Source organism: Acidobacteriota bacterium (genome assembly GCA_028875725.1).
Lineage (GTDB): Bacteria > Acidobacteriota > Thermoanaerobaculia > Multivoradales > Multivoraceae > Multivorans.
In genome coordinates this window covers 133,396-153,362 of sequence record JAPPCR010000005.1, presented here as the reverse complement: position 1 = coordinate 153,362, position 19,967 = coordinate 133,396, and the positions used below count along the sequence as shown (strand labels likewise).

Sequence of the window (19,967 nt, the reverse complement as noted above, 5' to 3'; positions counted from 1 at the left end):
GTCCTACTCCTCCATCGCGACCTTCGCCAGCACGCCTCCCAGCGCCCAGTAGATTACATCGAAGGCGGCCAGCAACAGGAGCCAGCTCGGCGCCTGGTCCATCGGATCCCCGTGGAGCAGCAGCTCCGCGCTCTTGACCGACGCGATCAGCACCGGGATGACCAGGGGAAAGAGCAGCAGAGGCAGCAGGACGTCCTGGCTCGCGGCCCGGCTGGTCATCGCCGCGTACAGCGTGCCCGGAGCGGCGAGGGCCGCGGCGGCGAGCAGCCAGACGGCGGTCACGCCGAGGAATCCGGCCGGACCGGTGTCGACGCTGTAGAGGATGATCGCCGAGGGCACGAGCACCGGGGCCAGCATCGCGAGGAAGACGAAGTTGCCCAACGCCTTGGCGTAGAACAGCACCGCGGGCTCCACCGGCAGCAGGAGCAGGCCCTCGAGGGAACGGTTCTCGCGCTCCACTCGGAAGGACTCGGACAGGCCCAGCGTCGAGCTGAGCAGCAGGGCCAGGGTGAGGAAGCCGGGCGCCATCCCCGCCGCCATGCCGCCCTCGGTGTCGATCGCGAAGGAGAACAGCACCAGGGTGATGCCGCCGAACAGGACGATCGACAGGAAGCGGACCCGTCCCCGCCACTCGACCCGGAGGTCCTTCAGCAGCAGAACGAGCACGGGGCGCAGGAGCTTCACCGTTCGAGCCTCCGGCGCCAGGCGGCGTCGAGGCCGGCGGCTTCGCCGTGCCAGGCGACCTGGCCCTGTTCGAGCAGGAGCGCCTGCCGGCACAACCGGGAGGCCCGCTCGATCGCGTGGGAGGCGACGATCAGGGAGCCGCCGCCCTTCGCGAAGCGCTCGATCCAGCGCTCGACCAGGGTCTGGCCCTCCGGATCGAGCGCCGCGAACGGTTCGTCGAGAAGCAGCAGACGCGGGTTCTCGAGGCGGCAGCGGGCGAGGATCAGCCGCTTTCTCATGCCGGCGGAGAAGCCGCCCACCTGCCGGTCGGCCGCGGCTTCGAGCCCGACCTCGTCGAGCAGGTCGGCGAGCCGCCCGCGGTCCGGGTCGGCGTCGCAGAGCTCGCTCCAGAGCCGCAGCGTCTCCATCGCGGTCAGCCGATCGTAGAGATAGTCGTGATGGGAGACCAGGGACAGTTCGCGGCGGGCGCCGGCGCGGTTCTCGTAGGGCCGGCTGCCGCCGACGGTCAGTTCACCCTCCGTCGGCCGGCGGAGCCCCGCGATCAGTCTCAGCAGGGTCGTCTTGCCGGAACCGTTGGCGCCGGCGAGCAGCAGGCGCCCCCCCGCTTCGAAATCGAGGTCGACGTGAGCCAGCGCCCAGTGAAGTCCGAACCGGATGCCCAGCCCGCGTGCGTGGATCAGGTGTGCCAAGGGTGACCCGGTTGCTCTCTGCGGCGGTTCTGGGCGGCGGCGGTCCGTGCCGCGGGCGGAAAGGCTACAGCAGCCGTGGTCGGCGGCGCGTTCGGCCGGTTCGCCTTGCGCTTGCGCCGTCGCGCAACAAACGGACGCTGGCGACGTAGGCTCGGTGGTTCGCGGCCGCCGCGGTCAAGCCGCAACAATCGGAGACGGGCGACGTAGGTGAAGGCTGTGGAAGCAACTCGGGCGACCGACGAAGAGTTGGTGGCTGCGATTCTGGCGGGCGAGGCCGTCCTGTACACCGATCTCGTGGAGAGGTACCGGGGGCGGCTCATCAACTACCTGAATCGCTTCCTCGGCAACCCGCAGGAGTCCGAAGAGCTTTCGCAGGAAGTGTTTCTGAGGGTCTACCGGGCCCTCGACCGTTACAACCCCAAGTACCGGTTCTCGACATGGCTGTTTCGGGTGGCGAGGAACGCCGCGATCGACCTGATCCGGAAGCGGCGTCTGAAGCTGGTCCCGATGCAGCGGGTCGGTACGGACGGGCAGGCTCGGGAGCGGGAGTTTGAGAGCGAGGAAAGGGACCCCTACCGGACGCTGCGGAACCTGGAACGGCGCCACGCCATCGGCGCCGCGATCGACGGGCTCAGAGAGGAGTACCGCGAGTTGATCCAGTTGAGACACTTCGCCGAGATGACCTACGAAGAGATCGCGGAGTTCAAGGGCATGCCCCTGGGCACCGTCAAGAACAAGTTGTTTCGCGGCCGCCGGATGCTGAAGGCCCGGCTGGCCGACTACCTCACCGACTGACGGACGGCGGGAGTTACGGCGATGACGAGTTCAGACAGGTCGGACGGGATGGCTTTCTGTGCCCACGCCGAGTTGATCGACGCCCACGTCGACGGCAACGGCGGTTCGCTGTCGCGCGCATGCGGTCACGCCGAGTTGATCGACGCCTACGTCGACGGCGCCGTCAGCGAAGCGGAGCGGCGGTCGGCGGAGCAGCACATGGCCGAGTGCGCGGCGTGCCGGGACGAGGCGCGGGAGCTCTCGGCGCTTCACGAGCTCCTGACGGCGGAACGGCTCTCGCCCGAGCCGCTGGCGGTCGACATCCATGCGCCACTCCGAGCGCGACTCCGCGCCGGCCGCCGTCGCGCCGCGGTGGCCGCCGCCGCCCTGGTCGCGTTGTTCGGCGGCGCGCTGGCGCTGCTCGCGACCCTCGCGCCGGCGGCCGGGTCAGCGGCTTCCGCGGCGGCGACCCTGTTCGACTTCGGCGCTACTCTCGGCATGCTCGGCGCCGGCCTGCTCGATGCTTCCTGGCGCGGCCTCAACGTGGCCTTGTCGTCGGCCCTGGAGCCGGCAGCGCCGGCCCTGCTGTTCGGCGGCGCGGCGGTCGTCGGCCTGACCGGCCTCCTGTTCTCGCTGCTCCGGCGGGGTTCGGGAGCGTCGGCGCGGCAACGATCCCGGCGCTGACCAGGTGCGCCGGTGTTCGCCGGCGCGTCGCGGCTACGATGGTCCGCCCGTGGTGAGACTCCGCCTTCATCAAGCCGTTCGTGGCCTCGTCCTGTGCGGGGCCGCCGCGGCGGCGCTGAGTTGCGTCGCGCCGGAGTCCACGCCGGGAACCTCCGACCCGGCCGTTGTGGTTGATGCGGACGCCGTCGCCCGGGACCAGGTCGTCGCCATCGGAAGAGACCTGGAGCTTCGCGGCGAGGCGCGTTCGGACGCGGTCGTCCTGAACGGCGACGCTCGCATCGACGGCGTCGTTCAGGGCGATGTGATCGTGCTCGGCGGCGACGTCGAACTGGGCCCGCTGGCGCGGCTTCTTGGCGACGTCTTCGTGCTCGGCGGCCGGGTGGACGCCGCGTCCGGGGCTGCCGTCGAGGGCCGTACGGTGGCCTACCCGGGGGCGCCGTCGTCTCTGCTCGTCCTCGCTGAAGGGCCGGTTCTCGGCCAGGCCGCGCTGTCGCCCGCGGTGGCCCTGCTGAACCTCGCCCTGCTGCTGGCCTGGCTGCTGGTGACCCTGGTGCTGGTGCCGGGCTTCGACCCGGCGTTGACGTCGACGGCGCAGAGCGTGCTCGAGCGGCCGTTCCGGAACTTCTTCGCCGGCCTGGTGGCGGTTCTGGCCGTTGCCGTGACCTTTGCCGTGCTGACCGCGGCGGCGCCGGTGCTGGTCGGCGCGCCCCTGCTGGCCGTGTGTGGAGTCGCGATCCTCGTCTGCAAGCTGTGGGGCACTGTGGCGGTCTTCCTGGCGGTGGGCGCCCGCCTGCTGCCCGCCCGCCTGGCTGGCCGGCCGCTGGCCGCCGCCCTGTGCGGGCTTCTTGCCCTGGGTCTCGTCAAGATGGTGCCGTACGCCGGCGGCTGGGCGTGGACCGTCGTCACCTGCGTCGGCATCGGCGCGGCGCTGGACAGCAGGCTCGGCCGCCGAGATCGGTGGTTCGCCGGCTAGCGGCGCTAGCCGCGCACGCGCTCGATGATGCGCGCGGAGTCCTTCATGAACTCCATCATCTTCTCCTCGATCGCGCCGCCGCGCTCGTCGAGTCGACGGGCCTGGGCCAGAGCGCCGCGCGCCCCGTCCTCGTCGCCCGATGCAAGGAGCGCCATGCCCAGGCGGGTGAGCGCCGCGGTCGACGGTCCGAGTTCAGTCGACTGGGACAGGAAGTCGATCGCCTCGTCCAGCTCCCGGCGCTTGTAGTGAACCCAGCCCAGGGCCGCCAGGGGGAACTGGCGCAGTTCCTCCGGGGCGTGCTCCAGGGAACGGCGCGCGAAGTCGAGCGCCTGGTCGAGTTCCTCGTCCATCTCCGCCAGGTTGTACGCCATCTCGTAGTAGGCGATGCTCTTCGAGAAACTGGAGCCGGCCTCGTCGAGCAGCCGTCGTCCCGCGTCGTTCGCATCCCGGTACTTGCCCTCGCTGCGCAGCGCCTCGATCAGGGTCGCGTAGGCCGTCGCCCGCAGCATCTCGCCCGGGTTCGATGCAAGGACCCGCTCGGTCAGCGGGCGGATTTCCTGGATGCGGTCAAGGCGGAGGCAGGCCAGGGCGTAGGACATCAGCAGAGCCGGGTTCTCCGCGTCGAGCGCGAGCGCCTCGCGGTAGCAGCGGAGCGCTTCCGGCGCGTCGCCGGATCGGATCGCCTGCTCGCCGCGGCTGACCCAGTCCGCCGCGGCGGGGCTGGTGCGGGGCAGGTCGGCGCCGGAGCGCCCGGACAGGTAGGCCACCATGTCGCGGTAGCGCATACGCCTGGGGTTCAGTTGCTGGGCCGTGCGGAACGCGGCGAGAGCCTTGCGATTCCAGCCCCGGTCCAGGTAGCAGAGACCGAGGAGGTGATGGCACTCCTCGAAGGCGGGATCGGCCTGAACCGCCCGGCTCAGTGACTCGATCGCCCCCTTTAGCCGGCCCATCTCGTAGTGGCAGCGGCCGAGCAGGTAGAGCGCCTGCGGCACGACGTCGATCTCGACCGCGCGCTCCAGGAACGCGGCGGCGGACTTTAGCTGCCCCCGGCCGGCGAGCGACGCTCCCAGGCAGAAGTGCGGCAGGAAGGCGTCCGGATGCTGGATCACGGCCCGCTCCAGCAGCTCCTGGCCGCGGTGCCCGTCGCCCTGCTGGAGTTGGATGACGCCGGTGTAGACCAGACCCTGGACGTGATCCGGCCTGGTCTCCAGCAGACGGTCGAAGTGTTCCAGCGCGCGTTCCAGTTGGCCTTCCTGGAAGTGCGATTCACCCAGGAACCTGGCCAGTTCGTGGTTGCGGCGGTCGAGGCCGGCCGCCGCCTCCAGTGCTTTCATCGCGCGGGCCAGGTCCAGCCCGTTCAGCGCGTGCTCCGCTTCCTCCAGGAGCTGCGTGAAGGCGGGGCGCCGGCCGCCCTCGTAGAGCCCCAGTACGCTGTCCTTGACCGCCGCGAAACGCTCGCGCTTCTCCAGCACCAGGAACTGGTAGTCCATCTTGGACTCCCAGAGGTCGCTCCATTCGGCGGCGTTGATCACGTCCTGCCGTTCCAGGATGTCGCGAAGGGCCAGCATGCCGGCGTGATGGACGAGGATGCTCTCCTCCTGCCGCTCCATGGCGCTCAGTACCTTCTGCACCGTCTCGCCGGTGCGTTTGAGAACCTCCTCGAGGATCGAGATCCGTTCCAGCAGGTGCTCATCGAGGGAGAAATCCTCGTCGCCGGCGTCGAGCGTCTCCTCGCCCGAGACGGCGGAGCCGGAGAGCACCATCAGCTTCTGCCGGCAGCGCTGGCAGTACTCCGCGTCGTCCTCGTTCCGCGCGCCGCAGACCTGGCAGTACATCGCGGCGGTGAGCCTACTTGTTAGTAGTCTCCGCGCCCGGAGAGCAACGATGCGCCGGAGCGACTGACGATGCGCCGGAGAGCAACGATGCGCTTGAGCAACTGGCGATGCGCTGGAGCAACTACTACCTGATGACCGCCCGCGAGGCGCCCCGGGACGCCGAGGTGATCAGTCACCAGTTGATGGCGCGCGCCGGACTGGTGCGGCGGCTCGCTGCGGGGATCTACACGATGCAGCCGGCCGGCTGGAGGACCGCGCGCAAGCTGATGGCGATCGTCCGCCGCGAGATGGAGCGGGCGGGAGCGGTCGAGCTCTCGATGCCGGCGATCCAGCCCGCCGAGCTCTGGGAGGAGTCGGAGCGCTGGTTCAAGTACGGCCCCGAGCTGCTGCGGATGGAGGACCGTCACGGCCGGCGGTTCTGTTTCGGTCCGACCCACGAGGAGGTCATCACCGACCTCGTCCGGCGCGACGTGAAGAGCTACCGGCAGATGCCACTCAACCTGTTCCAGATCCAGACCAAGTTCCGGGACGAGATCCGCCCCCGGTTCGGGCTCATGCGCGGCCGGGAGTTCATCATGAAGGACGCCTACTCCTTCGACGCCACGGAGGAGGGGCTCGACCGGAGCTACCAGGCCATGTACGCGGCCTACTCGCGCATCTTCGAGGCCTGCGGGCTCGAGTACTCCGTGGTGGAGGCGGACCAGGGCACGATCGGCGGTTCTTCGTCGCACGAGTTCATGGTGCTCGCCGACACCGGCGAGAGCGCGGTGGCGAGCTGCGCGGCCTGCGGCTACGGCGCGAACGTCGAGCGGGCGGAGATCGGCGCGCTGCCGCCCCCGGAGCAGGGCGCTCGCAGCGGCAACGGCGAGGCCCGCCGGGTTTCGACCCCTGGAGCGACGACGGTGGCCGAGGTCGCCGGGATGCTCGAGGTCGACAGGGCCCTCGTGGTCAAGACGCTGATCTACGAGACGGACGATGGGCTGGCGGCGGTCGCGATCCGCGGGGACCGCGACGTGAACGAGGTCAAGCTGTTGAACGTGCTGGGCGGCCTCGGGCTGCGGCTCGCTTCGGCCGAGCGGGTGGCGGAGGCGACGGGCGGTCCGCTGGGCTTCTCGGGTCCGGTCGGCCTTTCGCCCGAGGTGCGCCTGGTGGTCGACGAGTCGGCGCGTCCGCTCGCCGGTTTCGTCTGCGGCGCCAACGCCGGCGACGAGCACCTCGTTTCCGTGCGCTGGGACCGGGACGTGGCGAGCGCGCGTCCGCTCGAGTGGGTCGACGTGATGACCGCCGAGGCCGCCGACCCCTGCCCGCGCTGCGGCGCCGGCGTACTCCGCATCTCGCGGGGCATCGAGGTCGGCCACATCTTCAAGCTGGGCACCGCCTACTCCGAGAAGATGAACTGCACCTTCAGCGACGAGCGGGGGAAACTCCGTCCGGCGGAGATGGGCTGCTACGGCCTCGGTGTCGGCCGCACGGCGGCGGCGGCGATCGAGCAGGGGCACGACGACGACGGCATCGTCTGGTCCGCGCCGCTTGCGCCCTTCACGGTCGTCCTCAGCTCGCTCGACCCGGGCGACGAGGCCGTGAGCTCCGCGGCGGACGGTCTCTACGAGGAACTCGAGGCGGCGCTCGCCCCGGGCGGCTTCGATGTCCTCTACGACGACCGCCCTGAGCGGCCGGGCGTCAAGTTCAAGGACGCGGACCTGGTCGGTTTCCCGGTGCGGGTGGTGGTCGGTGCCCGCTCGCTTCGGGCCGGCGGCGCGGAGGTATCGAACCGGCTGGACGGCGAGCGCGAGGTGGTGCCGCTCGTTGAGGTGTCGAAGGCCGTTCTCGGCCGGCTGATGGGTGCGCGGGTCTGACATCCGACCGCCCGAAGGCGGCCGGGAAGCGCGCCGCGAAGCGGCGACCTTAGTCCTCCTCCTCCTCCGGCTCGGGCAGCACCCACAGCCGCAGAGACACGATCCGGTTCCCCTCGACCTCCACCACCTCCAGCCGCAGCCGGCCGACCTCGACGGTGTCCCCGCTCTCGGCGGTCCGGCCGAGTTCGGACAGGGCGATGCCGGCGACCGTGTCTTCCTCCCGCTCATCGGAGATGTCCATGCCGAGTTCGTCCTCGAGGTCGTCGAGCAGCATGCCGCCGAGGACCTTGTAGCCGCCGTCGTCGAGGCGGACGAACTCCGGCGCCTCGGCATCGAACTCGTCCTGGATCTCGCCGACGATCTCCTCCAGCACGTTCTCGAGGGTCACGATGCCGGCCACGCCGCCGAACTCGTCGACCACCGCGGCCATGTGGATCTGCTCGCGGCGCATGCGGGCCATCAACTGATCGAGCGGCAGGGTCTCGGGTACCGCGAACGTCTCGCGGGCGATGTCGCGGAGCGACTCCGGCGGTTCCTCGGCGATGAAGAGGTCCTTGATGTGGACCAGGCCGACGAGCTGGTCCAGATCGCCCTCGCAGAGCGGGAAGCGGGTGTGGCCGCTCCGGCGTGCGCGGTCGAGGTTGGCGTCCAGCGGGGCCGCGGCGTCGAGGTAGACGACCTCGGTGCGGGGAACCATCACCTGGCGGGCGTTGCGGTCGGAGAGCTCGAACACGTTGTCGAGCAGCTCCCGCTTGGGCTCGGAGAGTTCCGTCTCCTGCTCGGAGGCGAGGAGACTCCGGATCTCCTCCTCGCTGTGGGCGAGTTCGCCGTGCCGGAGCGGCTCGATGCCGAACAGGCGCAGGAAGGCGTTCGCCATCTGGTTCAGGACCCAGATGCCGGGGTAGGTCACCTGGTAGAAGAACCACAGCGGCGCCGCCACCCACAGGCTGGTCGGTTCGGGCCGGCGGATGGCGAGCGACTTGGGCGCCAGTTCGCCGAGCACGATGTGGAACATGCTGATGATCGCGAAGGAGACCATCAGGCTGATCGAGTGGGCGGCCTCGGCCGGCAGGCTGGGCACCAGGTCGAAGAGCGGCTGCAGCAGGCGGTTGACCGCGGGTTCGCCGACGATGCCAAGGCCGATGCTGGCGAGGGTGATGCCGAGCTGAGTCGCCGACAGGTAGGCGTCGAGCTGATCGATCATGCGCTGCGCCAGACGGCCCCGCAGCGTGTCCTGGTGGGGCGCCACCTGGGTCGGCCGGACCTTGACCAGGGCGAACTCCGCGGCGACAAAGAAGCCGTTCAGGCCGACCAGGAACAGGGCCAGGGCCAGGCTCCAGCCCAGCGGCAGGTCGAGATTCACGGGCGGCCCGGTGGCCGCGACGACCGGCGGGATCACTTGCGGGCCGGGAGAGGCGTCGTCGTCAGCGGGAGACGGGACCCGCGGTCACAGGCGCGCTGGTCGGGGTCCGGGTCGGGGTCGTCCAGACTGGAGTCGGATGGCGAAGGATCCGGAGCTTCGTCGTTCACGCCGGCTTAGCGTAGCAGGGAAGGGCGGGTTCTAGTGTTCGTGCCAGGGCTCGGGCTCGGTCTGGCGCCGGACGTGGACGCCGGCGCCGATAATCGTCTCGATCAGCTCCTCCACGTGCTCGAGGCCGCGGGTTTCGAGCCGCAACTCGATGTGCACCTCGTTCAGCCCGAGGGCGGTGAAGGCGCGCTCGTGATGGGTCTCCAGGACGTTGGCGCCCGCTTCGCCGACCAGGTTGAGCAGCGCGGCGAGGGCGCCCGGACGGTCCTTGACGCAGACGTCGAGCCTGACCAGGCGGCCGTCCTTCGTCAGGCCGCGGTCGATGATGCGGCTGAGCAGGGTGACGTCGATGTTGCCGCCGGTCAGGACCATCGCGGTCCGGCGGCCCTTCGCTTGGGGTACGTGGCCGTTGACGACCGCGGCCAGCACCGAGGCTCCGGCGCCCTCGACAACCGCCTTCTCCCGTTCGAGCAGGAGGAGGACGGCGTTCGCGATCTCCTCCTCGTCCACGGTCACGATGTCGTCGACCAGTTCCCTCACCAGCCCCATCGTCAACTCGCCGGGTCGCTTGACCGCGATGCCTTCGGCGATCGTGTGGCGGCGCTCCACCGTCACGGGGTGGCCGGCGGCGAGGCTCGCCCGCATGGACGGGACGGCCTCCGTCTGCACGCCGACGATCCGGGTCTGCGGCCGGTGCGCCTTGTAGGCGGCGGCGATCCCCGCGATCACCCCGCCGCCGCCGATCGGCACGACCACGACTTCGAGGTCGGGCTCCTGGGTCATCAGCTCGAAACCGATCGTGCCCTGGCCGGCAACGATCTGGGGGTCGTCGAACGGATGGACGTAGGTCTTGCCGTGCTCGGCTTCGAGCTCCCGGGCGTGGGCGGTCGCGTCGTCGAAGGTCTCGCCGGCGAGCCGGACATCGGCGCCGAAGTTCCGCGTGTTGGCGACCTTGATGAGCGGCGTGGGCAGCGGCATGACGACGGTCGCCTCGAGCCCGAGGCGGTGCGCGTGGTAGGCCACGGCCTGGCCGTGGTTGCCGGCGGAGGCGGTGATCAGGCCGCGGTTCCGCTCCTCCTCCGAGAGGGTGAGGATGCGGTTGAGCGCCCCGCGCTCCTTGAAGGAGCCGGTCATCTGAAGGTTCTCGAGCTTGAAGTAGGCGCCGATGCCGCAGAGGCGGGAGAAGTACTCCGAGCGGGCGCAGGGACTCTCGTAGACTGCGCCGGCGATGCGCCGCCGCGCCTGCTCGATCAGCTCGGCCATGTGCACTGCGTCGGTCACGACACGATTCTGCAACAGCATCCGGTTGCGCCGTCTTCCCGCAGTTGCGCCGTGCCGGCGCGGTTCACGCTCGCGCGCCTCGCGTTGACAGGGCGAGTCTCCCCTTTGTACCGTTGCGCCTTCTCGCGGCTGGCCTTGCCGGCATTCTCGGTCTCGAGAGACAGGCCCGTAGCTCAGTTGGTTAGAGCGCTACGTTGACATCGTAGAGGTCAGCGGTTCGAGTCCGCTCGGGCCTACCAGGGTCCGCAGTTCGGTCTGTGACTCAGGCGCTTAGCTCAGTTGGTTAGAGCGCTACCTTCACACGGTAGAGGTCAGCGGTTCGAGTCCGCTAGCGCCTACCATCGCGGTGTCGGGCCGCGCGGGCCCGGCCATGTCCCAGACGAAACCGCTCTTCCAGTACCGTTCTCGACCGATGCTCGACCTGACGTTGCCTGACGGATCGGTGCGCAGCGTCCCGCCCGGGACGACGGCGCTGGACGTGGCGCGCTCGATCGGGCCCGGTCTGGCGAAGGCGGCGTTGGGCGCCGAACTCGACGGCCGCCTCGTCGACCTGCGCACGCCGATTGAAGCGTCCGGCCCCTTCCGCCTGTTCACGTCGAGGGACGAGGAGGCCGGGATCTTCCTGCGCCACACGGCGGAGCATGTGCTGGCGGATGCGGTGCAGAGGCTCTGGCCCGGGACGCAGATCGACGTCGGCCGGCGGGATCACTCCGAGAAGTACCAGTACGACTTCCGCTTCCCGCGGGCCTTCGTGCCTGAGGATCTCGAGACGATCGAGGCGAAGATGCGGGAGATCCTCGCCGAGAAGCACGACGTGGAGCGGGTCGAGATCGACCGCGAAGAGGCGCGGGAGCTGTTCGCCGGCATGGGCGAGGAGCTGAAGCTGGAGCGCCTGAACGACATCCCGGAGGGCGAGCCGATCACCCTGTTCCGGCATGGCGACTTCGTCGACCTCTGCCGCGGTCCGCACGCGCAGCGCGTGGACCAGGTCGGCGCGGTCAAGCTGCTCGAGAGTTCGGGCGTGTTCCACCGCGGCGACGAGAGCGGCGAGCAGTTGCAGCGCATCTACGGAACCGCGTTCACGAGCCGGGAAGCGCTCGACGGCTACCTCGCCGACCTGGAACTCCGCCGGGCCCGCGACCACCGCCGCCTGGGCCCGGAACTCGACCTGTTCAGCTTCAGCCAGAGCGCGCCTGGCAGTCCCTTCTTCCACCCCCGCGGGACGGTGATCTACAACCTGCTGGTCGACTACGTGCAGGGACTCAACCGGCGCGACGGCTTCCAGGAGGTGCGCACGCCGCAGATTCTCGACGTCGACCTCTGGCATCGCTCCGGGCACTGGGACAACTACCGGGAGAACATGTTCCTCACCGAGGTCGACGAGCGGCAGTACGCGGTAAAGCCGATGAACTGCCCCAGCCACTGCCTGATCTACCGGACGGACCTCCGCTCCTACCGGGACTTGCCGATCCGCTACGCCGACTTCGGCCGGCTCCATCGCTATGAACGGTCCGGCGTGATCACCGGCCTCACCAGGGTGCGTACGTTCTGCCAGGACGACGCCCACACCTTCTGCACCGACGACCAGGTCGAAGCGGAGGTGCTGCTACCGGTGTCGACGATCCTGGAGATCTACAGCACCTTCGGCTTCGAGGGCATCCAGATCGAGGTCTCCACTCGGCCGGAGAAGGCGATCGGCAGCGAAGAACTCTGGGAACGGGCCGAGAACGCCCTGATGGGGGCGCTCAGGAGCCGCGGCCTCGAGTTTCAGATCAACGAGGGCGACGGCGCCTTCTACGGCCCGAAGATCGACTTCCAGATCCTCGACGCGCTCGGCCGGAGCTGGCAACTGGGGACCGTGCAACTGGACTACCAGATGCCCGAGCGGCTGGACCTCGAGTACACCGCCAGCGACGGGGGAACACGGCGGCCGGTCATGCTGCATCGGGCGATGCTGGGCTCGGTCGAGCGCTTCCTCGGCATCCTGATCGAACACACCGGCGGCGCCTTCCCGGTCTGGCTCGCCCCGGTGCAGGCGCTCGTCCTGCCGGTCTCCGATCGCTTCATGGACTACGGCCGCGAGGTCACCCGCCGGCTGTCCGACGCCGGCGTCCGCGTCGAACTCGACGAACGCAGCGAGAAGCTCGGCTACAAGATCCGCGACGCCCAGACCCAGAAGATCCCCTACATGCTCGTCATCGGCGGCCGCGAGCAGGAAGCCGGGACCGTCTCGCTGCGGCTGCGCGAAGCCCCCGAGGGCGGCTCAGCGGATCAGGGCGCGGTCACGATCGACGACCTCGCGGCCCGGGTCGCCGACCGTGTCGCGTCGAAGTCGCTCGATCTGTAATCCTCCGCGAAGGGAAGTCGCGCCGGCGCTGCGTTTCAGGGCTCAAACTGCTACCATGCGCCGTTCGGCGGCTCCTCCGAGCCCCACAGGAGGCTCTGGAATGCCCAAGCAGAAAACGCACCGTGGAGCGGCCAAGCGCTTCAAGCTCACCGCCAAGGGCAAGGTGAAGCGCAGGCACTCGATGATGAACCATATGCAGACCAAGAAGGCGCAGGGCCGGAAGCGGAAGCTGCGGAAACAGACCGACGTCGTCGGCGGCTTCGCCAAGGCGATCAGGGGGATGATCCGCTAGTTCGCCGGGGCTGCGGGAGCACAGACGATGGCACGAGTGAAACGGGGCAGCCGGCGCGCCCGCCGGCGGAAGAAGATACTCAAGCAGGCGAAGGGCTACTACGGCGTCAAGTCGAAGGGCCACCGGATAGCCAAGCAGGCGGTCGACCGGTCGCTCGCCTACTCCTATCGCGACCGGCGGCAGCGGAAGCGCCAGTTCCGGAGCCTCTGGATCGTCCGGATCAACGCCGCCGCGCGTCTGAACGGACTGTCCTACAGCCGGTTGATGTCGGGGCTCAAGCTTGCCGGTATCGAGCTGAACCGGAAGATGCTCGCGGACCTGGCGGTGCGGGATGCCGAAGGGTTCGCCGCCGTCGCCACGGCCGCGCGGGGAGCGCTTGACGCCGGCGCCGGTTCGACCTCGTCGTCCTGATGCCTGACGGGGCGATCGACGCGGTCGCGCGGCTCGAGGCGGCGATTCGGCGTGCCACGGAGGCGCTCGCCGCCGAGCGCGAGCGGACGCGGGAGTTGACTGCCGAACTCGAAGCGGTTGAGAAGCGTGCCGCAGCGGAGCGTGCCGCGGTCGGCCAGCGGGTGGAGGCACTGGCCGAGGGGCTCGAGGAGCTGCTGGCGGACGGCGATTCCTGACGCTCCGGGCTGCTATAGTGCTTGCCCACGAGAGGTGTCGAGAAATGGCCGAAGGTGAACGCCAGGAAGAGGTTGCGGCTACTGTCGCGGTCGAGATTTTCGGCGTTCCCTACTCCCTCCGCGAGGATGGAGCGGTGGATGCGGCCCGCCTTCGCGAACTCGCGAAGAAGGTCGATCGCAAGATGCGGGAGGTTGCTGACCAGGCGCCGAATCTGGAGCCGGGTCAGATCGCCGTCCTCGCCGCGTTGAATCTCGCCAACGAGGTCAACGGTGGAGCAGAAGGAGAAGGCGGGCGCTACCAGGAACTGGTGGAGCGCGTCTCGATCCTGACCTCCGACCTGGAGGCCGCCCTCGACGCCTGACTGTTGCTGAAAGGAACTTTGACCTTGCATCCCCTGCGCGGTTCGTGATGAAAGCCGTGGTTGGAACCATCGCTCTTGTTAAGGGAGTCCTTCAACTGCTCGCCCGTGCCAGCCCCGCTCGAACGGGGACGCTAACGGCGGGTGGCGCGGACACCCACCTGGTCCCGCTCTGGTTCTGTGTCGGGGCGCGTTCACACGGCCCCGCGGGGGATGCCTTTCTGCCCGGATCGAGGGCCGATGACGGAAACCACACTGATCGCCGCAGGCGCCGCACTGGCGACGCTGGCGGCTGCCTGGCTGTTTTGGAGCCTTGCCGGACGGCGTAGCGCGGCGAAGTTGATCGAAGAGGCGAGGCGCCAGGCCAGGGGCCTCGTCGAAGAGACCGAGCGCGACTGCGCGGCCAAACGTCGCGAACAGGAGCTGGCGGCGAAGGAGGAGTTGCTGACGCTTCGTTCGGAGTTCGAGCGATCGACGGTCGAGCAGCGCCGGGCGATGGAGGAGCAGGAGCGGAAGCTCGGCGAACGCAGCGTGCGCTCGCGTCAGAAGGCGGCCGCGCTCGAGACGCTCGAGCAGGAACTGAACGGACGGCAGCGGACGCTGGGGGAGGCGGAGAGCCGGCTCGAGGTCGAGCGCGGCGAGGTCGGAGAACGGCTGACGAAGGTTCGCCGGCAACTGGAACGCGTGTCCGGCCTGACCGTGCAGCAGGCGCGCGAGGAGTTGAGCCACAGCCTCGAACACGAGGTGCGCATGGAGTCGGCGCACATGGCCAAGCGGATCGAGGACGAGGCGCGGGAGTCGGCCCAGCGCGAGGCCCAGCGGATCATCAGCCTCGCCGTCGAACGTTCGGCGTCCGACTACGTCTCGGAGACGACGGTCTCGGTCGTCATGCTGCCGAACGACGAGATGAAGGGGCGGATCATCGGCCGCGAGGGGAGGAACATCCGGGCCCTGGAACTGACCACCGGCGTCGACCTGATCGTGGACGACACGCCGGAGGCGGTCATTCTCTCCGGCTTCGACCCGTTCCGGCGGGAGATCGCGCGCGTCACCCTGGAACGGCTGATCGCCGACGGCCGCATCCACCCGGCCCGCATCGAGGAGGTGGCGGCGAAGGTCAAGTCGGAGTTCGAGGATCGGGTGCAGCGCGAGGGCAGCGAGGCCCTGCTGGAGTTGAACCTGTCCGGTCTTCACCCCGAGCTGATCACTCTGCTGGGTCGGCTCCGTTTCCGCACGTCCTACGGCCAGAACGTCCTGCAGCACAGCAAGGAGGTCGCCTTCCTGGCCGGCGCCATGGCGGGCGAACTGAAGGCCGACGTTCACGTCGCCAAGCGCGCCGGCCTGGTCCACGACATCGGCAAGGCGGTGGACCGCGAGATCGACGGCACGCACCTGGAAATCGGCATCGACCTGCTGCGTCGCTACGGCGAGAGCGAGGAGGTGGTGCACGCCATGGCCTGTCACCACGGCGACTACGACCCGGAGACGGTCGAGGCGGTTCTCGTTACTGCCGCCGACGCGGTTTCCGCGGCTCGTCCCGGCGCCCGGCGGGAGATCCTCGAGAACTACATGAAGCGCCTCAAGAAGCTCGAGGACCTGGCATCGAAATTCAAGGGCGTGCAGAAGAGCTACGCGATCCAGGCAGGCCGCGAAGTGCGGGTCATCGTCGACTGCAAGGAGATCAGCGACGAGCAGGCGGTGTGGCTGAGCCGGGACGTGGCGCGGAAGATCGAGAGCGAACTCACGTATCCGGGCCAGATCAAGGTCACCGTGATCCGTGAGTCGCGGTCGATCGAATACGCGCGCTGAGGGAGACCGGATGGCCCGTTTCCTCTTCGTCGGTGACGTGGTCGGAAAGCCGGGGCGCCGGGCGCTGTCGCGGCTGCTGACGGAGTTGATCGATCGCCACAGGGTCGACGCGACCGTCGTCAACGTCGAAAATGCGGCCGGCGGCAGCGGCGTAACGCCCGGGGTGCTGAAGGAACTCTCGGCACTTCCGATCGACTGCATGACGACGGGCAACCACGCCTGGGCGAAGAGGGAAGGCGTGCCGTTCTACGACCGGATGCCGAACCTGCTGAGGCCCGCGAACTACCCTGAGGGGAATCCCGGGGGCGGCGTCTTCGTCGGCGAGCTGCCGATCGGGACTCCGTACGCGGTGGTCAACCTGGAAGGCCAGACCTTCATGAAGCCGCTGCCCTCGCCGTTCACCGCCGCCGACTCCATCCTGGCCGGTCTGGACCCGGCGATCCGGATCGTCCTGGTCGACTTCCACGCCGAGGCGACGAGCGAGAAGCAGGCGTTCGCCTACCACCTGGACGGCAGGGTGACCGCGGTGCTCGGCACCCACACCCATGTGCCGACCGCCGACGCCCGCGTCCTGCCGCAGGGCACGGCGCTGGTGACGGACGTCGGCATGACCGGCCCCTACGACTCGGTGATCGGCGTGCGCGCCGACCGGGCTCTCAAGCGCTTTCTCCTGAACACGCCGTCAGGCTTCGAGGTCGCCAAACGGGATGTCCGGCTGGCGGCCGCCCTGGTCGACGCGGACGAGGCGACGGGCCGGGCCACCAGGATCGAGTCCCTCCTGCTCCCGGTCGACTGAGGCGGCGGCGACCCGCTACTTGGCGGTCCCGGGCTCGAGTTCGGTCAGACCCCGCCAGGTGCTCTTGCTGTCGTCGAAGGACGGCAGCGGCGGCTCGATGCCGCGCTTCTGGTTCACCTGCCAGGACCAGACGTAGGACCACTTGAGGTAGGTGCCGTAGGCCTGGAGCAGGCAGAACACGAGGCCGCGCATGCCGTCGAGCACGCCGAACTGCAGGCCGTAGGTGCGCAGGAAGCGCCAAAGGGAGCGCCCCAGGACCTCGGCGGCGCCGGACCGGCGGCCGTCGCGCCAGAGCTGGGCGGCTCCCCACCAGCTGTAGCGCTGAATCCTCCGGGAGTAGGAGAGCAGGTCGTCGACCATGAAGTGGTCCATGGGGCGCCGGAGCACCGGCGCTGGCGTCCGGGTCAGCATGTCCGCGTGGACGCGGCGGTTCGGGTACCGGCCCGCGTCGCGGCGCAGCAGGCGGACAACGCGATCGTGCTGCCAGCCCGAGAAACGGATCACCTTGCCCAGGAAGAACACGCGGCGCTTGATCGTGTAGGCGTCGTGGGCCGGCTCTCCGTCTCGGAACAGCGCCGTGATCTCGGCCCGGAGTTCGGCGGTGCAGCGTTCGTCGGCGTCGAGAATCAGCACCCACTCGTTCTGGGTCTGGTCCATTGCCCAGTTCTTCTGTGACGCGGAACCGTAGTAGGTCCGCTGGACGAAGCGGGCGCGCTCGCAGCCGCGCACGATCTCGGGAGTGCGGTCGGTGGAAAACGAGTCGACGACCAGCACTTCGTCGCACCAGTTGAGGGACGCCAGGCAGTCGGCGATGTGCCGTTCCTCGTTGTAGGTGGTCACCAGGGCCGAAATCGGCGGCCGCCCCCCGTCTGCCGGCGTTCCGTCCACGCGCGCATTGTATGCGGAGGGTAGGCTACGCGGCCGTGCGCTACCCCGGTCCCCGCAACGTAGCGCCGCTTCTGCCGTCTTTCCTGGGGCTGCCGTTTGCCCGGTTGCCGTTGTTGGGGCTGCTGGCGTTGCTGGGGAGCCTGGCGGCCCCGCCCGCCTTCGCCTGCAACGCGGACTCGGAGCATGCCGGGCCCAGCCGCGCGGACGAGGCCGGTCTGAGAGTCAGCACCGGCGTGACCGACTTCGGCAGGGGCCATGAGACCGTCGAGGTCGGCATCGAGCACCGTTTCGCCACCGACTGGTGCCTGGGGCTGGGTCCCCATGTGGGCGTTTTCGTGACTCTCGACGAGTCGTTCTTCCTCTACGCGGGCACCGACCAGCGGATCAACCTCGGGCGTTTCTGGTTCATCGACACCGGTACCTCCGTGGGTTTCTACGAGAAGGGGGACGGCAAGGACATCGGCGGCGAGTTCGAGTTTCGCACCGGGATCGCGATCGGACGGCGGTTGCGGGACGGGTCGCGCCTGAGCTTCGGCTTCTTCCATATGTCCAACTCGTCCTACTATCGTCGCAACCCGGGAATGAACTCCCTCCTTCTTCGCTGGTCGAGGTAGCGCGCAAAGTGGCTGTGGATCCGGAACTGCTCGAACTTCTGGTGTGCCCCAGGTCGAAGGGGGCGCTTCAGGTCGTCCCGCTGCCGGCCGCTGTGTGCGGGCGGCTCGTCGCCCGCTACCGGGAGCACTTCGGCGAGGAAGAACCCGAGGTCTCCGAGGGGCTCTGGTGCCGGGAATCCGGTCTCGTCTATCCGATCGTGAGCGACGTGCCCGTGATGCTGGTGGCCGAGGCTCTGCCGGCGCCCGAGGTTCTGCCGGAAGCGGCCGAAGAGGGCGGGCAGGCGCCCGGCGCGTGAACGACTTCCCCTCCTTCCTCTCCGCCCTCAGACCGGAGGTCGACGAGGCGCTGGACCGGCTGTTGCCTGACGCGGGCACCGAGCCGGCGGAAGTCCACGAGGCGATGCGGTACAGCGTGTTCGCGGGCGGGAAGCGGGTCCGGCCGGCCTTGGTCGTCCTGGCCGGCGAAGCCTGCGGAGGCTCCCGCGAGGACCTGCTGACGGGCGGAGCGGCCCTTGAGATGGTTCACACGTTCAGCCTGATCCATGACGATCTGCCGGCCCTGGACGACGACGACCTGCGGCGGGGGAGGCCGACCCTGCACCGGGCGCGGGGAGAGGCGATGGCGGTGCTCGCCGGCGACGCGCTGCTGAACCGGGCCTACGAGGTCCTTGGCCGCGAACCGGCCTCAGCGCCGCCCGAACGGCGGTTGGAGGCGGTCCGGGTGGTCGCGGACGCGGTCGGCACGGCGGGGATGATTGGCGGCCAGGTCTTCGATCTCCGGCACGAGGGTGACCTGGACGGCCGCGCGGAGGAAGGACGCCAGGGGGCCGTCGCCTCGCTGGAACGGATTCACCGTCTGAAGACGGGGGCCCTGATCGAGGCGAGTACGCGGCTCGGCGGCGTCTACGCGGGCGCGGGACCTGAGGGGATCGAGCAGCTCGGGCGGATCGGCGCCGAGCTGGGCCTCCTGTTTCAGATCGGCGACGACATCCTGGACGAGGTCGGCAGCTCGGAAGAACTCGGCAAGACGCCCGGCAAGGACCGGCAGGCCGGGAAGCTGACGTACCCAGGGCTGTTCGGCGTCGAGGGCAGCCGGAAGAAGGCTCTGCAGGCGGCGGAGCGCTGCCTGGCGCTGATCGAGCGTCTACCCTCCGGTCGCGAGTTGTTCAGGGCCCTGGTCGCCTTCCTGGTCCACCGCGGTTCGTGAAGCGGCGGCTCGATCAACTGCTGGTCGAGCGCGGGCTGTTCGCCAGCCGGGAGCAGGCGAAGCGAGCGGTGATGGCTGGCTGGGTCTGGGTCGACGGGGAGCGCCGGGACAAGCCGGGGACGGCGGTGTCTGGCGCCGCCGCCGTCGAGGTGCGAGGCCGCGCTGAACCCTACGTGTCACGGGGCGGCCGCAAGCTCGAGCAGGCGCTGGACGCGTTCGACGTGGACCCGGCAGGCGCTGTCTGTCTCGATGTCGGCGCCTCGACCGGAGGCTTCACGGACTGCCTGCTGGCGCATGGAGCGGCACGGGTCTACGCCGTTGACGTCGGCTACGGCCAGCTCGACGCGGGTCTGCGAGACGACCCTCGGGTGGTCGTCATGGAGCGGATCAATGCCCGCCACCTGCCATCGGACGCCCTGCCCGAGACCTGCCGGATCGCCACCGTCGACGTCTCCTTCATCTCGGTCGTCAAGGTGGCGCCGGCGTTGCTTCCGCACCTCGCCGCAGGGGCCGACGTGCTGGTCCTGATCAAGCCCCAGTTCGAGGTGGGCAGGGATCAGGTCGGCAAGGGCGGCGTCGTGCGGGACGACGAACTGCGGCGGGACGTCGCCGCCCGGCGGATCGCCGAACTGGGCGCACTGGGGCTCGAGTTCAGAGCCTCGGTAGACTGCGACCTCCGGGGACCGGCAGGCAACCGCGAGATCTTCGCCCACTTCAGGACATGA

General features: G+C 69.4%; 21 protein-coding genes, 2 tRNA genes and 1 other RNA gene. 18 read left to right on the top strand and 6 right to left on the bottom strand.

All coding sequences use genetic code 11. The annotated features are described in order from the left end of the window. Positions 1 to 3: 3 nt before the first annotated feature. Both OXI49_00895 and ccmA read right to left on the bottom strand, forming a co-directional pair. Positions 4 to 684: a heme exporter protein CcmB gene (locus OXI49_00895; GenBank protein ID MDE2689047.1), complete on the bottom strand. Its 681-nt coding sequence runs from the start codon at positions 682 to 684 to the stop codon at positions 4 to 6. After that, positions 681 to 1,373 (bottom strand): heme ABC exporter ATP-binding protein CcmA, encoded by a 693-nt coding sequence (gene ccmA, locus OXI49_00890; GenBank protein ID MDE2689046.1) that lies wholly within the window; start codon positions 1,371 to 1,373, stop codon positions 681 to 683. Before ccmA ends, OXI49_00895 begins: the two co-directional genes overlap by 4 nt. Before the next feature lie 216 nt (positions 1,374 to 1,589). On the opposite strand from ccmA, the gene OXI49_00885 reads away from it, so the two are divergent. Genes OXI49_00885 through OXI49_00875 form a run of 3 tightly spaced genes read left to right on the top strand, consistent with a single transcriptional unit; the run spans position 1,590 to position 3,804 of the window. Then, a complete protein-coding gene (locus OXI49_00885) occupies positions 1,590 to 2,168 on the top strand; it encodes a sigma-70 family RNA polymerase sigma factor (GenBank protein ID MDE2689045.1) in 579 nt (192 codons plus the stop codon). A gap of 21 nt (positions 2,169 to 2,189) precedes the next feature. Then, a complete protein-coding gene (locus tag OXI49_00880) occupies positions 2,190 to 2,831 on the top strand; it encodes a zf-HC2 domain-containing protein (protein MDE2689044.1) in 642 nt (213 codons plus the stop codon). Between the two features lie 52 nt (positions 2,832 to 2,883). Further along, a complete protein-coding gene (locus OXI49_00875) occupies positions 2,884 to 3,804 on the top strand; it encodes a hypothetical protein (GenBank protein ID MDE2689043.1) in 921 nt (306 codons plus the stop codon). Positions 3,805 to 3,809: 5 nt separating this feature from the next. Here the strand turns inward: OXI49_00875 and OXI49_00870 are convergent, their stop codons facing one another. Then, on the bottom strand, positions 3,810 to 5,639 hold the full coding sequence (locus tag OXI49_00870) for a tetratricopeptide repeat protein (GenBank protein ID MDE2689042.1): 1,830 nt from the start codon (positions 5,637 to 5,639) through the stop codon (positions 3,810 to 3,812). Between the two features lie 107 nt (positions 5,640 to 5,746). Here OXI49_00870 and OXI49_00865 point away from each other — a divergent pair, with 107 nt between their 5' ends. Beyond that, the gene (locus OXI49_00865) at positions 5,747 to 7,495 is read left to right on the top strand and encodes a proline--tRNA ligase (protein MDE2689041.1); all 1,749 of its coding nucleotides are present in this window, start codon (positions 5,747 to 5,749) and stop codon (positions 7,493 to 7,495) included. Between the two features lie 49 nt (positions 7,496 to 7,544). On the opposite strand, the gene OXI49_00860 is transcribed toward OXI49_00865, so the two are convergent. Then, complete coding sequence (locus OXI49_00860) at positions 7,545 to 8,894, bottom strand: hemolysin family protein (protein ID MDE2689040.1); 1,350 nt, start codon at positions 8,892 to 8,894, stop codon at positions 7,545 to 7,547. Positions 8,895 to 9,056: 162 nt separating this feature from the next. Continuing rightward, on the bottom strand, positions 9,057 to 10,286 hold the full coding sequence (locus tag OXI49_00855) for a threonine ammonia-lyase (protein MDE2689039.1): 1,230 nt from the start codon (positions 10,284 to 10,286) through the stop codon (positions 9,057 to 9,059). A gap of 180 nt (positions 10,287 to 10,466) precedes the next feature. Between OXI49_00855 and OXI49_00850 the strand changes: the two genes are divergently transcribed. The 10 genes from OXI49_00850 (at position 10,467) to OXI49_00805 (ending at position 16,533) form a co-directional block, all read left to right on the top strand. Next, a tRNA-Val gene (locus OXI49_00850) sits at positions 10,467 to 10,543 on the top strand. Between the two features lie 25 nt (positions 10,544 to 10,568). Next, positions 10,569 to 10,645: transfer RNA gene (locus tag OXI49_00845), tRNA-Val, on the top strand. 29 nt (positions 10,646 to 10,674) lie between these two features. Next, entirely contained in the window at positions 10,675 to 12,651 is a 1,977-nt protein-coding gene (gene thrS, locus OXI49_00840) for a threonine--tRNA ligase (GenBank protein MDE2689038.1), read from the top strand. Between the two features lie 100 nt (positions 12,652 to 12,751). Continuing rightward, positions 12,752 to 12,943 (top strand): 50S ribosomal protein L35, encoded by a 192-nt coding sequence (gene rpmI / locus OXI49_00835; GenBank protein ID MDE2689037.1) that lies wholly within the window; start codon positions 12,752 to 12,754, stop codon positions 12,941 to 12,943. 27 nt (positions 12,944 to 12,970) lie between these two features. Then, positions 12,971 to 13,354: a 50S ribosomal protein L20 gene (rplT, locus tag OXI49_00830; protein MDE2689036.1), complete on the top strand. Its 384-nt coding sequence runs from the start codon at positions 12,971 to 12,973 to the stop codon at positions 13,352 to 13,354. Then, on the top strand, positions 13,354 to 13,569 hold the full coding sequence (locus tag OXI49_00825; GenBank protein ID MDE2689035.1) for a hypothetical protein: 216 nt from the start codon (positions 13,354 to 13,356) through the stop codon (positions 13,567 to 13,569). The genes rplT and OXI49_00825 overlap by 1 nt, the downstream gene beginning before the upstream one ends. Before the next feature lie 44 nt (positions 13,570 to 13,613). Beyond that, entirely contained in the window at positions 13,614 to 13,931 is a 318-nt protein-coding gene (locus tag OXI49_00820) for a cell division protein ZapA (protein ID MDE2689034.1), read from the top strand. A gap of 27 nt (positions 13,932 to 13,958) precedes the next feature. Continuing rightward, positions 13,959 to 14,145: non-coding RNA, 6S RNA (gene ssrS / locus OXI49_00815), on the top strand. Positions 14,146 to 14,168: 23 nt separating this feature from the next. Beyond that, positions 14,169 to 15,737, top strand: coding sequence for a ribonuclease Y (gene rny / locus OXI49_00810; protein MDE2689033.1), 1,569 nt, complete (start codon positions 14,169 to 14,171; stop codon positions 15,735 to 15,737). Between the two features lie 10 nt (positions 15,738 to 15,747). After that, positions 15,748 to 16,533: a TIGR00282 family metallophosphoesterase gene (locus tag OXI49_00805; protein MDE2689032.1), complete on the top strand. Its 786-nt coding sequence runs from the start codon at positions 15,748 to 15,750 to the stop codon at positions 16,531 to 16,533. 15 nt (positions 16,534 to 16,548) lie between these two features. On the opposite strand, the gene OXI49_00800 is transcribed toward OXI49_00805, so the two are convergent. Next, a complete protein-coding gene (locus tag OXI49_00800; GenBank protein ID MDE2689031.1) occupies positions 16,549 to 17,421 on the bottom strand; it encodes a glycosyltransferase family 2 protein in 873 nt (290 codons plus the stop codon). An 11-nt stretch (positions 17,422 to 17,432) separates the two neighbouring features. Between OXI49_00800 and OXI49_00795 the strand changes: the two genes are divergently transcribed. The 4 genes from OXI49_00795 to OXI49_00780 are packed head-to-tail and all read left to right on the top strand — an operon-like array spanning position 17,433 to position 19,967. Continuing rightward, entirely contained in the window at positions 17,433 to 18,035 is a 603-nt protein-coding gene (locus tag OXI49_00795) for an acyloxyacyl hydrolase (GenBank protein MDE2689030.1), read from the top strand. An 8-nt stretch (positions 18,036 to 18,043) separates the two neighbouring features. Further along, the gene (locus OXI49_00790; GenBank protein MDE2689029.1) at positions 18,044 to 18,331 is read left to right on the top strand and encodes a hypothetical protein; all 288 of its coding nucleotides are present in this window, start codon (positions 18,044 to 18,046) and stop codon (positions 18,329 to 18,331) included. Further along, on the top strand, positions 18,328 to 19,242 hold the full coding sequence (locus OXI49_00785; GenBank protein ID MDE2689028.1) for a polyprenyl synthetase family protein: 915 nt from the start codon (positions 18,328 to 18,330) through the stop codon (positions 19,240 to 19,242). The genes OXI49_00790 and OXI49_00785 overlap by 4 nt, the downstream gene beginning before the upstream one ends. Continuing rightward, positions 19,239 to 19,967, top strand: a complete 729-nt coding sequence (locus OXI49_00780; GenBank protein ID MDE2689027.1) for a TlyA family RNA methyltransferase — start codon at positions 19,239 to 19,241, stop codon at positions 19,965 to 19,967. The genes OXI49_00785 and OXI49_00780 overlap by 4 nt, the downstream gene beginning before the upstream one ends.

What these genes read in the sequence shown, in the direction of transcription:
- OXI49_00880 (MDE2689044.1), top strand. Translation starts at nt 2,190, where the DNA reads ATGACGAGTTCAGACAGGTCGGACGGGATGGCTTTCTGTGCCCACGCC.
- OXI49_00870 (MDE2689042.1), bottom strand. Translation starts at nt 5,639, where the DNA reads ATGTACTGCCAGGTCTGCGGCGCGCGGAACGAGGACGACGCGGAGTAC.
- OXI49_00865 (MDE2689041.1), top strand. Translation starts at nt 5,747, where the DNA reads ATGCGCTGGAGCAACTACTACCTGATGACCGCCCGCGAGGCGCCCCGG.
- OXI49_00855 (MDE2689039.1), bottom strand. Translation starts at nt 10,286, where the DNA reads ATGGCCGAGCTGATCGAGCAGGCGCGGCGGCGCATCGCCGGCGCAGTC.
- thrS (MDE2689038.1), top strand. Translation starts at nt 10,675, where the DNA reads ATGTCCCAGACGAAACCGCTCTTCCAGTACCGTTCTCGACCGATGCTC.
- rpmI (MDE2689037.1), top strand. Translation starts at nt 12,752, where the DNA reads ATGCCCAAGCAGAAAACGCACCGTGGAGCGGCCAAGCGCTTCAAGCTC.
- rplT (MDE2689036.1), top strand. Translation starts at nt 12,971, where the DNA reads ATGGCACGAGTGAAACGGGGCAGCCGGCGCGCCCGCCGGCGGAAGAAG.
- OXI49_00825 (MDE2689035.1), top strand. Translation starts at nt 13,354, where the DNA reads ATGCCTGACGGGGCGATCGACGCGGTCGCGCGGCTCGAGGCGGCGATT.
- OXI49_00820 (MDE2689034.1), top strand. Translation starts at nt 13,614, where the DNA reads ATGGCCGAAGGTGAACGCCAGGAAGAGGTTGCGGCTACTGTCGCGGTC.
- rny (MDE2689033.1), top strand. Translation starts at nt 14,169, where the DNA reads ATGACGGAAACCACACTGATCGCCGCAGGCGCCGCACTGGCGACGCTG.
- OXI49_00805 (MDE2689032.1), top strand. Translation starts at nt 15,748, where the DNA reads ATGGCCCGTTTCCTCTTCGTCGGTGACGTGGTCGGAAAGCCGGGGCGC.
- OXI49_00795 (MDE2689030.1), top strand. Translation starts at nt 17,433, where the DNA reads ATGCGGAGGGTAGGCTACGCGGCCGTGCGCTACCCCGGTCCCCGCAAC.